Raw genomic sequence first — 13,217 nt, forward strand, 5'->3', positions numbered from 1 at the left:
TCTGGATCAAGGACTGAGGCCGGCAAGGCTGGTGCCGCCGCAGACATAGAGCACCTGGCCGGTGACGAAGTCCGAGCGCTCGTCGAGGAAGAAGCGGATCGCGTGCGCGACGTCCTCGCGCGAGCCGAGCCGCCCGACCGGAACGTTGCGCGCCATCTTCTCCTGCTGCTCGGAATCCTTCGGGACGATGCCCCAGAAATTGTCGGTCAGGATCGGACCCGGCGCGACCACGTTCACCGTGATCCCGCTCGACGCCAGCTCCAGCGCCCATGTCCGCGCCATGCCGTGCACCCCGGCCTTGGTCGCGGAATAGGCCGAGCGCGTCGCAGCGCCCATCGCGGCGCGCGAGCTCACGAACACGATCCGCCCGAACCGCCGCGACCGCATCCCCTCCATCGCCGCCTGGGTCAGCAGCATCGGCGCGCCCAGATGCAGCTGCGCCAGCGTCAGGATGTCCTCCGGCTTCGCATCGGCGAGCAGGTTCGGCAGGATGATTCCGGCATTGTGCACGAGGCCATCCACCGCGTGATCGCGGCAGATCTCCTCGGCGACGGCCCGCGTCTCCGCCATATCGGTCAGGTCGGCGCGATAGGCGGTGAGCAAATCGTGCGTCCAGTCCGGCTTCTCGAGGCCGACCGAGACGACCCGCTGTCCCTCGCCGACGAGCTTTTTCGCCAGCGCCTCGCCGATTCCGGAATTGCCGCCGGTGATGAGTGTGGTGCGGGCCTGGCTCATGATCACTCCTGCCGCCGCTTGAGGTCGCGAAGGTCGAAGAACGCGCCGTCGCGCATCAGCTGCGCGACGAAATCCTTCAATCCGCCGCGCTGGATCTTCTCGGTCGCGGTCAGCGGCAGTTTTTCGACGAACGCGATCCAGCCCGGCGCCTTGTAATAGGCCATCTGCTGCAGGCTCCAGCGTACGATGTCCTCGGCCAGCGCGCGGTCGCCCGGCTGCTCCGCGATGATGACCGCCGCGACCTCGTCGCCGCGCAACGAATCGGGCGTCGCCGCGACCGCGGCCTGCCGGATTGCAGGATGCCGGTTGAGGACGGATTCGACCTCGACCGCGGCGATGTTCTCGCCGGAGCGGCGGATCACGTTCTTCTTGCGGTCGACGAAATGCAGATCGCCATCGGCATCGCGGCTCACGATGTCGCCGGTGTGGAGCCAGCCGTCCTTCCAGGCCTCGGCCGTGGCCTCCGGGTTCTTCAGGTACTCCTTGAAAAAGCCGTAGCGGGGATCATCCCCTGCCCGCCGCACCAACAGCTCCCCCGGCACGCCGACCGCCGCATCGTGGCCGTCGTCGCCGACGATCCGGACCTCGACCTCCGCCGCCGGACGGCCGAAGCAGCTGGTGCCGATCTTGCGCGGCTCGACATGGGCGGCGATCACGCCGCCGCTGCCGGTCTCGGTCATCGCCCAGGCCTCGAGCAGCGGAAAGCCGAAGCGCGCCTCGAACGGCGTGTGCAGCAGCCGGTCGACGCCGGCGCCGAAGCCGAACCGCACGCTGTGCGCACGGTCGTCATCGGACGGCGGCGCGCCCATCAGCATCGAGGGCATCACGCCGAGATAATGCAGGCAGGTCGCGCGGCTGTCGCGCACCGATTGCCACCAGCTGCGCGGATGGAAGCGATCGAGCATCGTCAGGCTGCCGCCGACCGTCAGCATCGCCATCAGCGACACCGCCATCGCGTTCATGTGAAACAGCGGCAGCGGCGTGATCATGCGCACGTCGTCACCGCTGAGATCGATCAGCCCGCCGACATCGCGATACCAGTCGCCGGAATACAGGAAATAAATGTTGGTCAGCACGCAGCCCTTGGGCTGGCCCGTGGTCCCCGAGGTATAGAGCAGCGCGCATTCGCTGGCGCCGTCGCCGGGGTTCGCCGGCCGCGCACCGCCGAACGGCGCCGGAATCTCGTCGCCGTCGGTCACCACCGGAATGGGCCGGCCGGCCTGCCGCGCCGCGGTCTCGACCTCGTCGCGCCGCTTGGCGAGCACGAAGGCGGCATTCATCTCGGAATGCGCGATGATGTATTCGAGCTCGCTGACCCGCAGATCGGGGTTGATCGGCACCACCGACACACCGAGCGCGTTCAGCGCGAACCACAGCTCGACGAAGAGCGGCCGGTTCTGCAGCAGCAGCCCGACCCGATGGCCTGCACCGTAACCGCGGGTCGCGAACACCGCGCGCCAGCGCTCGACGCGTTCGAGCATCGCGCGGTACGAGATCTCCCCGGCCGCGATGCCGTAGATGTCGGCGGTCTCGGGCAGCACGTTGAGAAAGCCGGCCTCCCCCCGCTGGAGGGCGATCTCGCGGAAGCGGGCGAAGACTGTCGTCGCTGTGGTCAAGGCGCACTCACATGAAAAGCTGGATATTGCCGAACGGCGCGTCGAAATTCACGAGATCGATGCGCTTGAGCTTGATCTTGAGTTCATCGCCGACCTGCACGAGATCGTGCGACGCCCATCCCGAAAAGCGTTCCAGCGCGTCGCCGCGCGTCTCGGTGTAGATGAAGGACGTCCGTGCCTTAAATATTCCGGCTGCCGGGTCGCAGGCGAGGATCTGCGGCGCCTGCAGCAGATGATGGCAGCGGCTCTTCGGCTTCTGGCTGAAGGTGCGTTCGCCGGCCAGCCGCTCGATCCGCACTTTCATCAGCAGCAGGTCCTCGTACATCAGCGACGGCTGTAGCACCGGATCCTGCTGCTGCCATTCCAGCGGCATCCAGTAGCGCGCTTCGGGGTGGAACAGGTCGAGCCAGGCCTGCCACTGCATGGTGTCGAGCAGATCGGCTTCCCGATAGACGAAATCGGTGATGGTGTTTTCGCTGATCATTCGGCGGCCTCGCCGGGCTGGTCCAAGTTCTTGTCCATGTCCATGGTCATGTATTTGGCCCAGGCATGAAACTGGTTGCGCATCTGGCGCTCCGACGTGCCGTTGATGACAGCGGTGACGTCGGGTTCCTCGCCGCTCTCGTAGAGCCGGCGCAGATTGACCCATTGATTGCCGTTGGTCTTCAGCCCTTCCTGGGCGCGCTCATACATTTCGAGGTCGTCGTGCCCGACGATCGAGGTCGGCGCGTTGATGAAGCGGTTGTACATCAGCGCGCGCTCGTAGAGCTTGTCGGGCGCCCCGACCAGGCGATAGACCCAGCTCTCCACCAGCGTCCTGTCGACCGCGATCGGGATGAAATTGCGCAGGATCTGCACCGCGCCCTTGACCATGATGTTCGGGAAATAGACCGTGTTGTGCCGGACTTCGCCGAGGATCTCGTGCGCCCGCGTCTCGCCATAGGCTGCGACCATCTGGCCGAGATAGCCCTCGATGTCCGAATAGTTCGAGTGGATGGAATTGTTGACGCCGGTATGGCCGTGGCCGTTGGGCCAGATCCGGATGCCGCTCTGCTCGTAGAACTCGTACGGGCTCATGAAGGGCCCGTAGAGCTGCACCGCCATCGGCTTCTCGGTGGAGTCGCCCTGTTCGCGTTGCCAGACCTTGATCGCGGTGCCCGCCGAGCTTTCATGCGCCACCATCGGATGGCAGGTGTCGGTCTGGTTCTCCACCAGCATCTTCCAATTGCAGGTGTGCATGTAGCGGATCGGGGCGGCCTCGACGGCGAGCTTTCCCTGCGGCGAGCGGTCGGTCATGTTGTCGATGGTCGAGAGGCTGTCGCCAAAATAGTCCTCGAAGGCGACGCCGTGCTCGCTCAGGCGCGCGAAGATGAAATCGCGGTAGATGACGACGTTCTTGATCTTCGACAGCCCGTCATTGGCCTGGGTCTCGGCAAAGCCGGTGCCCTCGTAGCCCTTCTTGAGCGGGATCGCGAGCAGCGAGCCGTCGGTCTTGAACGACCAGGCATGGTAGGGACAGCGGAAGAATTTTCCGGTGTTGCCGCACGGCTCGGAGGCGATCTTGACGCCCTTGTGCGGACAGCGGTTGTAGAACAGGTGGATCGCGCCGTCGCTATGGCGGCTCGCCACCACCGGCTGCCGGCCGATATTGGCGGTGATGAAATCGCCGGGTTTCGACAACTGGCTGGCGTGTCCGACATAGATCCAGCTGTTGGGAAACAGATGCTCCATCTCGAGCTCGAACACCTCGGGATCGACATAGACGTCGCGATGCACCTCGGCCTCGCGCACGAGCCCCCTGATCGCGCGGGGATTGTTTTCGTATTTCGCCATGGCGCCTCTTGCCTCCTCTTGCCTCCGCTCAGAGATCCAATACCAGCCGTTCCGACTTCGCACGCGACACGCAGATCTGCATGACCTTGTTGGACGCCTTCTCGTCGTCGCTGAGAATGACGTCACGGTGATCGGGTACGCCCGAGATCACGCCGCACTGGCAGATGCCGCAATCGCCGCGCTGGCAATCGTAGAGCACATCAAGCCCCGCCGCTTCCAGCGCCTGGATGATGCTCTGATCGGTCGCGACCGTGATCACCTGCCCGGTCGACTTGAGCTCGACCTCGAACGGCCGGTTGGGCGAGCCGGCCAGCTCCGCCTTGAACAGCTCGAAATGGATGCGGTCTGCCGCGATGCCCCTGGCGAGCGCCGTCGTCTTCACCGCGTCGATCATCCCTGCAGGGCCGCAGACATAGACGTGGGCACCCGCGGGTGCCTCGCCAAGTGCCGCCGCGATATCGAGCCGGGACGCATCGCTGTCGTAGTGAACCGCCAACCCCTCCGCGCAGATCGCCTGCAGCTGCGGCAGGAACGCCAGCAGCCCGGGCGTTCGCCCGGCATAATGCAGGCGATACGAGGTGCCCTGCGCCTTCAGCGCCGCCGCCATCGACAGGATCGGCGTCACGCCGATGCCGCCGGCAAACAGCAACGCCGGCGCGGCGCCGGCATGAAGCGCGAAATTGTTGAGCGGCGCGGTCGCCCTGACGACGTCGCCGACCTGAAGTTCATGCATGAACCGCGATCCGCCGGCTGACGCTTGCTCGCGCAGCACCCCGAGCGCAACGGTGCCCTCGGGCAAGTCCGGCAACGCCATCAGCGAATACGGCCGGTCTCCGCCGTCGGGCAGCGCCACGCGAATATGCGCGCCCGCTTGCCAGTGTGGCACCGCGCCGCCCTCGACGCCGAACACGACGCTGCGAATAGACGACGTCTCCGCAACGACCGACTGCACTGTGAGCTTGAGCGGATGCGCGTCCATTCGGGCATCTCAGATTATATGAATTTGCATATTTTTATACATGTAATAATTGGCTGTCAATGATCGCAACGGCGGGGTTGGATTGGCAATGGGACGGCGCCGCCCGGGGCTGTCTGCTCCGGGCGCCAGCTTCAAACGCCCAGCCACTCCAGGCCGCCGGGGAGCCGATCGACCGAAAAATCCACCTGCAGCACGCGGCGATGCGCGGGCGCGGCGGCGGCCTCCGACGCATGAAGGATCGGTGTCGCATAAAGCCAGACATCGCCGGGCTCGGCCAGGCAGGCGACGGTGCCGCAACGCCGAACCACCGCGCGAACCTCGTCCTCGGCAATCCGTCCCAGCCGGTGCGATCCGGGCGCGATCAGGAGCGGCGCATTGTTGGCCGGGACAGCATCGATATGCACCCGCAAGGTCACCATGCCGGACAATAGCTCAAAGGGCGGTTCGACATGCAGCATGCCGCCCTTGACGCTCCAGGTCTCGAAGCCTTCGACCGCGGCGCGTTGTTTCACGGCGATGGTGCGGTCCTGATGCCAACCCAGCGCCCAGTTCGTTCCCGGTGTCTTGTCGAACAGGATTGCCCTGACCGGCCGGCAATCGTCGCCCAACAGCGAAGCGGCGCAGCGGCCGATTGGTCCCGCTGACGCAAGGAAAGGTGCGAGCCCCTCCACGTCCCTCAGCCTGAGGCCGGCGTGATCCGGCGGCAAATGGGAGAGCACGGCTTCGAGGCAGTGCAACCGATCGCGCGAGAGGGCCGCGCGGAACAGCTGCGCGCCGTCGCGCGCAAAAGTCAGGTTGTCAGGCTGCACCGTCGTCGACCGCGGGCTTCGATCGTGACTTGTTTCGATGGCTACGCCGCATCAATCAGGCATCCATCTGATGGAGGCCGGGTCGGCCGGCCGCGTGGCCGCGTACGTGATCAGGTCATAGCCGCGCTCGACGACGAGATCGGCGGCTTCGATGAAACCTTCGTCGTTGTCCTCCTTGAAGCTATGCATGGTGACGTCGCTGATGCGGACGTCCTGGTTCGTCAGGGACAGCGTGACGCCTCCCTGATGGTCGCGAATCGGCTTGCAGATTGGAATGAGCCGCGCTTCGAAGTTGGTCGGATGATAGGGTTTGAGGCGCAGGTTCTTGTGGAAGGTCCTGTCTCCCTCGATCGTCAGCACGCTCTTGCAGGCTGCCGAATTGACCATCAGGCCACGGATCGATGCATCCGATCCGATGTAGATCGGATACCTCTCTCCGCGCGCCAGCCTGACACCGGAGAATGCGATCAGTCTCGACGAATAGTCGACCGGCGCGCTCTGTATCTGTTCCCTGAGAGAGACGCGTTCGTAAGCCGTGAACGCAAACGTGCGTTTGCACGTTTCGGTCTTCGCCGTTCTTATCTTAGTCAAGAAATTGCCAAGGTGCGTCGCTATCACCCCTGACAAGAACTCGGCCGGATGACTGCCGTCTGCGTACAGTTCCTTGGCGTCCACGTTTCTGGACTTGGCGACGGTGGCAATGATGTCCCTCACATCAAGGTAATACCAATCGTTCTTCTGGCAGACCGAGATGCAGGCTGAGATCACCGTCCTTGACGCGTTGATGTCGCTCACCGGTATGCAGACGAAGACCGGTTCGCAATTGGCGCGTTTGGCCGAATGTCCAATCCACTCAATCCACTTCAAAACGTCGTAGTAATCGATCGCGTTGGCCGAGAGGAGCGAGAAATCGATGACGCACGGATCGACAATGCAGAACTCCGAGCCCTGAAAGAAGTCGCCTTGGGCGAAGTAAGGGCCGAGCAAGGATGGCGACGCCCCGATCCTGCCCGCTGATTTGACGGTAATGGTGTCGTCAGCATCCAGAAACTTTTGAAAGAAACCGGCCTTCAGAATGCTGTTCGACTGTCCCAGGATCGAAATGCTCATCGACATCGGATTGATCGCCCTCAGATGGAACCGCTCAATGACATCGAAAACACCCGATGGAGAACTCCGCCACACCGCGTCAACGACATCGATCGTCTATGCAGCGGCGACGTTATCAATTGTCGCCGCGCTCTGTCTACCGTCCGCGGGCCGCGCGCAGCAGAGCCCGCGGTCCACGTGCGACAAGACCGATACGCAATTCGCAATATCACCGTCCGTGCCTGACAATGCGGACGCCTTGCGCAAGTATGAAAGAAATGTGTCCGGCCTGACCGGCGACGTCTCGACCGTGATGCTCGGCGACTCGCTGGTGGAAGCGTGGCCGAAGGACTTGTCGGCCACGCTCGGCACCGGACCGGTGGCCAATCTCGGCGTCGGACGCGACAGGATTCAGAACACACTCTGGTTCATCGAACACGATCGCGAGCAACTGCGCAGAATCAAACCGAAGACCATCATCGTGCTGGTCGGGACCAACAACATCTATCTCGACAAGCCGTGCGGGGTGATGGAGTCGTATCAAAAGCTGTTTGGAGAGATCAGGTCGCTCTGGCCGAACGGCAAAATCTACAGCATCCACATTCTCCCGCGCGGCGAGCAGATGAAGGGAGCGGCCGAGAACATCGCATATGTCAATTCCGAGCTCGGCCGAAGAAGCAAGGAACTCGGAATCAAGACGATCGACGCCGCTGACATCGCATGCGGAAAGACGACGCCGTGCGCCAATTACAAGGGCGACCTGCTGCACCTGACGCCGCCGGGATACGAGATCCTCACCAGGATCACCAAACAAGGCATCGGCTCCCCCTAGCCGTTCGGCGCGGTTGCGCTGAACGGGACGCCAAGGGCCAGAGGCCGACACGAGGTTATCGCGACGGCGAAGCTCCGCGTCGCTTTGGTGGTTGGCATCTTTGGCAACTCACATCCGCGAGCGCCTCGAATACAGCCGGCGTGCGCTCCAAGCGGGCAATCGTTCGCGCGCCTTCGAGGGCGGCGACCAACGCGGCTGCGGTAGATGCCGCGCGCGCGGGAGCGAAACCGCACCCTCTGAAATGCTCGGCGATGATCTCGGTCGAATCGACAAATCCGCGCGCGACCCGTTTGGTCAGCTCAGCGTCGAGTGCGGGCAGCTCATTCGCCAGATTCTGCATGAGGCAGCCATAACGGAAATCGGAGGCGACCATTTCAGCCGCGAACGCGCTGAAAATCTCACGAACAAACTTCAGGGCATCGCCCGTCGTATCCGCCGAGAGATTCCGCAATACCGCAATTCGGCCCGCAACGTAATGATCGATGGCTTCTTCTGCGAGCTGCGCCTTGCCGCGTGGAAAGTGAAAGTAGAACGATCCTTTGGGCGCCCCGCTCTCTTCAATGATCTGGGTCAATCCAGTCGCCGTGTAGCCTTGGATGCGAAACAGCCGTTCGGCCGTGGCAATCGCGCGAGCGCGGGCGTCAGTCTTACGTGGCATGCCCCGACATAACACGTTTCGCTCGACGCGACTATGGCGACCACCATACTATGTCGATCACCATAGTAGGAGCCCGGCGATGCCCCTCTACCCACCCTCGACGTCCCGACGGGCCCTCTTGACGATGAGCGTGGCCGGCCTGGTCGCGGCTTCACTTCGACCGGCCCGCGCAAACCCCATGGGAGAAGCTGATTTGACCGCATCACCATATGGCGAGGGAACGCTTCCCAAGGTGGTTCGCTCGCGCATGATCCACGGGGTCAACGGCCTCGATGTCCATATTCTCGAAGCCGGTTACGAAAGCCCCGGCCGGCCGCTCGCGCTGCTTCTGCACGGCTTTCCGGATTTGGCATACGGCTGGCGACACCTGCTCCCGCTCCTGGCCGACGCCGGGTACCATGCGGTGGCACCGGACCAGCGGGGCTTTGGCCGCACCACCGGTTGGGTGAACAGTTATGACGCCCCGCTGGAACCCTTCAGCCTCCTGAACATGACGCGTGACGCCCTCGCACTGGTTTCGGCGTTGGGATATCGGCGCACGGCGATGCTGGTTGGGCACGACTTCGGTTCGCCCGTGGCGGCCTGTTGTACGCTTGCGCGCCCTGACGTGTTTCCCTCTGTGGTGCTGATGAGCGCACCGTTTCCCGGTCCGCCGGCGTTTCCTTTCAACACGGCGGAAAGCGCGGCATCGTCGGTCCAACCGAACACCGACACTCAAAAGCTGGCGGCCGCGCTGGCCGCGCTCGATCCGCCGCGAGAGTATTACCAGCAATACTTGAGTACACGGGGCGCGAACGATGACATGTGGCATCCCCCTCAAGGTCTAAATGCGTTCCTTCGTGCATTTTTCCACGTCAAGAGTGCCGACTGGCCGGGAAACAAGCCGCATCCGTTGCAGGCGCGAACCGCCGTCGAACTTGCACAACTACCGACCTATTACGTCATGGATCTCGGCAAGACGATGCCCGAGACCGTCGCTCCATTCCATCCTTCCGCCGCCGAGGTCGAGGCCTGCAAATGGCTCACCGAGCCGGAACTTGGAGTGTACGTGGAGGAGTATGGCCGCACCGGGTTTCAAGGCGCCCTGCAGGCTTATCGCGTCCTTTCCGATCCCGGCCTGAACGCTGAGTTGCGCCTGTTTTCGGGCAAGACGATCGACGTCCCGTCGCTTTTCATCGGCGGGACGAACGATTGGGGCACCTATGCGGCGCCGGGCGCGCTCGATCTCATGGAGGCGAAGGCGGTGACGAGGATGAGCAGCATCGAGATGATCGAGGGCGCCGGTCACTGGATCCAACAGGAGCAGCCGGTTCGGCTCAGCACGCTCCTGCTCGCCTTCATCGAGAAGGTCGGCGGGGCGGATCACATCGGCGATTGTGGACCTGGCGGCCGTCAGCCCGGATGACTGTGCGGCAGGACATTCCCGAGGATGCAGACCCCGAGGGCAGGACTAACGCTACACACCCTTCCGACGAAGCGCGCGCTACAATCCCGGCGATCTCGCCGCCCAAGCCTTGGTGGCCTGGCAGCTTTCCATCGCTCGGGCGTAGGCAGGGCGTGCCGTCGTGCGGGCGAGATAGTCCCGCTCGGTCGGACCGGGGACGTAGTTGCCAGTGCGCAGGCCGAGCAGCAGCGCGTAGCTCACCGAAATATCGGCAGCAGTGAATCGGTCGCCGGCGAGATAGGGGCAGTCCGCGAGGCGGCGGATAACCAGCCCCAGCCGGCTCTCGAAGGTCTCGCGTGCCCAGCAGGTCACCCGCGCATCTCGCTCGGCCTCGGGCGCCAGCTCGCGGCCGACAAAGACAGCGTTCATCGGTCCGGCGAGCCCGGCCTCGCCCAAGTGGAGAAATTGCAGATAGCAAGCGAAGGCGGGATCATCCGGGGCGACGGCAAGCGAAGCTGAGCCGTGGCGCGCGAGCAGGTACTCAAGAATCGCGATCGATTCGACCATGATCGTTTCGCCATCCTGCAGCGCGGGAATGAAGCCGGCGGGATTGATCGCCAGGAAGTCGCGATCATTCTCGACCGCCAGCAGATCGACCGGGCGCAGCCGATAAGCCAATCCTAATTCCTCAAGCAGCCAAACAACACGGAAGCCACGACCTTCGCCATAGACGGTGAGCATAGCCAAGAATTCCTGGATTGAGCCGGGTATACTAACTCGCAGAGCTAAGCCAATCGCGCAATGAATTATCGACGGCGTAATGCGCTCGAGACCTGGCGCATATTCGTCATCCCAAAGCGCAGCCTCTGCCCGCTCTGTGGGTCCACGACCTAGGTCAGCATCGAGATGATGGATTGAAGCTGATTGGATGCTGAGGTCACGAGGCCGTCGAACGACGTCTGGCCGTGGGCCGCGGCCCGCAGAATGCATTCGGCAACGGCGGCCTTGAGGCCGAAGACGGATTGATCCGGCGGTACGCTCGCCATCACTGCGTCCAGCGCATCGCGCATGGTCTGGATCAGTTCCGCGCTGTACTTCATGGCCTGTCCTCCGCACGATCGAGGATAGACCACGCGCGTGCGGTCGCCACTCACAAGCCCGCGATTCCAAATTGCCGTTTCTTAATGCGATGACGGACGCGTGAAGCGTTTTTCTCCACGCGAGCCGGTATCCACTTCGCGCGAAAACGCTCTAGAGTTCTTTCTCGGCCAGCTGGCGAAATGCGTCGGGCACCGAACGGGCCGCCTCCAGGGCGGCCGAGCCGTATCCGATCGCTTCCCAGCCAAAGCGATCGCGGATCTTGTCGATCGCGGAGTCCGCCGCCCAGCGCGCCAGCCCTGCCGGACTTCCAGGGCGAAGCGCTTCATCCGCCAGCCCAAGCGGAAGCTCCAGCGCAAGATTCCACTGCTCCTCGAGATGCGACACCGAAATCGCGAGCAGCGAAATCATCTTCTCGCGCGGATGGTCGGCGAGAATGCCACGGACCAGGCTTTCGGCGAGTTGGGCGAGCAGCAGTGTCGTGCACACCGGCGCGTCGAGCGTGACCGCGCGCGTCACCGACCTCAGGTCGGCGAAGCGAACCCGCACCGTCACGGTTCTTCCGGGCCGCGATTTCGCCCGCAGCCGCGTGGCGACGCGGTCGGCGAGATGCAGCAGCGTCGGCCGGATGACGCGCTCGATCGCCGGCTTTCGGCCGAGCGCCGATTGCGCACCCGCCGATCGCGCCCGCCGGTGCGGCGTGAGTTGGCGCGGATCGCGATTCCAGGACAGCGCCGCGAGCTTCTCGCCCGCTGCCGGACCGAGCAGGCGCGCCAGCGATCGTTCCGACAATCTGGCGAGCTGGCCGATGGTCGCGACGCCGATCGCGTCCAGCCGTCTCCGGGTGACGGGCCCTACTCCCCACATCAACTCGACCGGCAGGTCGTGCAGGAAGCCGAGCTCGGCGTCGGGATCAACGACGACGAGCCCGTCGGGCTTTGCGACCTGCGAAGCGATCTTCGCCAGATGCTTGGTGCGCGCGACGCCCACCGAGATCGGCAGGCCGAGCTCGGTGCGCACGCGTCGCCGGATCGTCGCGGCGATTTCGGCGGGCGCGCCGAACAGATGCGTGCAGCCGGCAACGTCAGCAAATGCCTCGTCGATCGAAATGCGCTCGACCAGCGGCGTGAAGTCGCCGATCACCTTGATGGCCGCATCGCCCAGCCGTTGATAATCCCTGAAGTGACCGCCGACGAAGATCAGCTGCGGACACAGAAGGCGCGCGTCGCGTCCGGACATGCCGCCGCACACGCCGAAGGCCTTGGCCTCGTAGGACGCGGCCAGCACGACCCCGCCTCCGACGGCAATCGGCTTGCCGCGCAGCGACGGCTCAAGCAACTGCTCGACCGACGCGTAAAAGGCATCGAGGTCCGCGTGAAGGATGGTGGCCGTGACTGCCATCTCAACCTGTTCATCCCCGACCTGACCGAGACGGCCTGTCCCCGGACGCCGCAACCGCCATTAGAACAAAATAGGAACATCGTCAAATCGAGTCAACCCGGCATTTGTCGCCGCGACCGCCTGCACCTAGGGCGACGCCGGATCGTCGACGCGCGATCCTTCGGTGGGGCTTCCACGGTTCGAAGCCGATCTCGTCTCGCGGGACATCGATGCGATTGCGGTCGCTACCGAAGCAATCGGCACGAGGCGTTGGCGGATCGTGCGGAAAGCATGACGGCGGCGCAGCGGGCGCGCGCCGCTCGCAGCTTGCCGCGCCGCCAGCGCACCGGCCGACTGCTTTGACGGTCAGGCTTTTTCGGGTAGACATTGAGAGATGACCGACCACTCGCCTCAGGTGGACTTCCAGGCCGCGGCCTACCTTTACAAATGGCCTTCTCTCAACAATTCCCGGCGAGAGGATCGCGCGCCCTATATGATCGTCAACGGAACGCTCGACCAGTGCATCCGGGATTTCATGAGCAAGCCGGAGAAGACGCGGCATCTCTACGAGATCCGGACCGCGTCGCAGCCGCCGCTGGTCCCCGATGTGCTGTCGCCCGAGCATGTGATCGAGCTCTCCAGGCTGCGCGAGTTTCTCTGAGGCGCTCCTGGCGCACGTGACGCGTCGCGTTGGCGGGTGGACTTATCCATCCGTCTTACACCTGGAGCCGGATTGTTTGCCCGCCAGCGAGCCGTTACAGTCGCGCGACTCTCTGATCGACCGAGTCCATGCCGGCATGATTG

14 protein-coding genes are annotated in these 13,217 nt (G+C 63.9%); 3 read left to right on the forward strand and 11 right to left on the reverse strand.

Features of this window, described 5'->3' with window-relative positions; genetic code table 11:
* Nucleotides 1-6: 6 nt before the first annotated feature.
* From BRSPCE3_RS02790 to BRSPCE3_RS02820, 7 genes are all read right to left on the reverse strand, one after another.
* Nucleotides 7-735 (reverse strand): SDR family NAD(P)-dependent oxidoreductase, encoded by a 729-nt coding sequence (locus tag BRSPCE3_RS02790; protein WP_244064135.1) that lies wholly within the window; start codon nt 733-735, stop codon nt 7-9.
* Nucleotides 736-737: 2 nt separating this feature from the next.
* The gene (locus BRSPCE3_RS02795) at nt 738-2,351 is read right to left on the reverse strand and encodes an ATP-dependent acyl-CoA ligase (protein ID WP_244064136.1); all 1,614 of its coding nucleotides are present in this window, start codon (nt 2,349-2,351) and stop codon (nt 738-740) included.
* Between the two features lie 7 nt (nt 2,352-2,358).
* Nucleotides 2,359-2,835: an aromatic-ring-hydroxylating dioxygenase subunit beta gene (locus BRSPCE3_RS02800; RefSeq protein ID WP_244064137.1), complete on the reverse strand. Its 477-nt coding sequence runs from the start codon at nt 2,833-2,835 to the stop codon at nt 2,359-2,361.
* Entirely contained in the window at nt 2,832-4,184 is a 1,353-nt protein-coding gene (locus BRSPCE3_RS02805; protein ID WP_244064138.1) for a Rieske 2Fe-2S domain-containing protein, read from the reverse strand. Before BRSPCE3_RS02805 ends, BRSPCE3_RS02800 begins: the two co-directional genes overlap by 4 nt.
* Before the next feature lie 28 nt (nt 4,185-4,212).
* Complete coding sequence (locus tag BRSPCE3_RS02810; protein WP_244064139.1) at nt 4,213-5,163, reverse strand: PDR/VanB family oxidoreductase; 951 nt, start codon at nt 5,161-5,163, stop codon at nt 4,213-4,215.
* 131 nt (nt 5,164-5,294) lie between these two features.
* Nucleotides 5,295-5,972: a phytanoyl-CoA dioxygenase family protein gene (locus BRSPCE3_RS02815; protein ID WP_244064140.1), complete on the reverse strand. Its 678-nt coding sequence runs from the start codon at nt 5,970-5,972 to the stop codon at nt 5,295-5,297.
* A gap of 51 nt (nt 5,973-6,023) precedes the next feature.
* The gene (locus BRSPCE3_RS02820; protein WP_244064141.1) at nt 6,024-7,088 is read right to left on the reverse strand and encodes a hypothetical protein; all 1,065 of its coding nucleotides are present in this window, start codon (nt 7,086-7,088) and stop codon (nt 6,024-6,026) included.
* Between BRSPCE3_RS02820 and BRSPCE3_RS02825 the strand changes: the two genes are divergently transcribed.
* Nucleotides 7,075-7,893, forward strand: coding sequence for a GDSL-type esterase/lipase family protein (locus BRSPCE3_RS02825; protein WP_244064142.1), 819 nt, complete (start codon nt 7,075-7,077; stop codon nt 7,891-7,893). The genes BRSPCE3_RS02820 and BRSPCE3_RS02825 overlap by 14 nt on opposite strands.
* Nucleotides 7,894-7,948: 55 nt before the next feature.
* Here the strand turns inward: BRSPCE3_RS02825 and BRSPCE3_RS02830 are convergent, their stop codons facing one another.
* Nucleotides 7,949-8,551 (reverse strand): TetR/AcrR family transcriptional regulator, encoded by a 603-nt coding sequence (locus BRSPCE3_RS02830; RefSeq protein WP_244064143.1) that lies wholly within the window; start codon nt 8,549-8,551, stop codon nt 7,949-7,951.
* Nucleotides 8,552-8,744: 193 nt separating this feature from the next.
* Between BRSPCE3_RS02830 and BRSPCE3_RS02835 the strand changes: the two genes are divergently transcribed.
* The gene (locus tag BRSPCE3_RS02835) at nt 8,745-9,956 is read left to right on the forward strand and encodes an alpha/beta fold hydrolase (protein ID WP_244064144.1); all 1,212 of its coding nucleotides are present in this window, start codon (nt 8,745-8,747) and stop codon (nt 9,954-9,956) included.
* A gap of 78 nt (nt 9,957-10,034) precedes the next feature.
* On the opposite strand, the gene BRSPCE3_RS02840 is transcribed toward BRSPCE3_RS02835, so the two are convergent.
* The 3 genes from BRSPCE3_RS02840 to dinB all read right to left on the reverse strand — a co-directional run bounded on the left by BRSPCE3_RS02840 (nt 10,035) and on the right by dinB (nt 12,434).
* Nucleotides 10,035-10,676: a glutathione S-transferase family protein gene (locus tag BRSPCE3_RS02840; protein WP_244064145.1), complete on the reverse strand. Its 642-nt coding sequence runs from the start codon at nt 10,674-10,676 to the stop codon at nt 10,035-10,037.
* 149 nt (nt 10,677-10,825) lie between these two features.
* Nucleotides 10,826-11,035, reverse strand: a complete 210-nt coding sequence (locus tag BRSPCE3_RS02845) for a hypothetical protein (RefSeq protein WP_244064146.1) — start codon at nt 11,033-11,035, stop codon at nt 10,826-10,828.
* 151 nt (nt 11,036-11,186) lie between these two features.
* Entirely contained in the window at nt 11,187-12,434 is a 1,248-nt protein-coding gene (gene dinB, locus BRSPCE3_RS02850; protein WP_244064147.1) for a DNA polymerase IV, read from the reverse strand.
* A 373-nt stretch (nt 12,435-12,807) separates the two neighbouring features.
* On the opposite strand from dinB, the gene BRSPCE3_RS02855 reads away from it, so the two are divergent.
* On the forward strand, nt 12,808-13,074 hold the full coding sequence (locus BRSPCE3_RS02855) for a hypothetical protein (RefSeq protein WP_244064148.1): 267 nt from the start codon (nt 12,808-12,810) through the stop codon (nt 13,072-13,074).
* The last annotated feature ends 143 nt before the right edge of the window (nt 13,075-13,217 follow it).

Source organism: Bradyrhizobium sp. Ce-3, assembly GCF_022835695.1.
GTDB lineage: Bacteria > Pseudomonadota > Alphaproteobacteria > Rhizobiales > Xanthobacteraceae > Bradyrhizobium.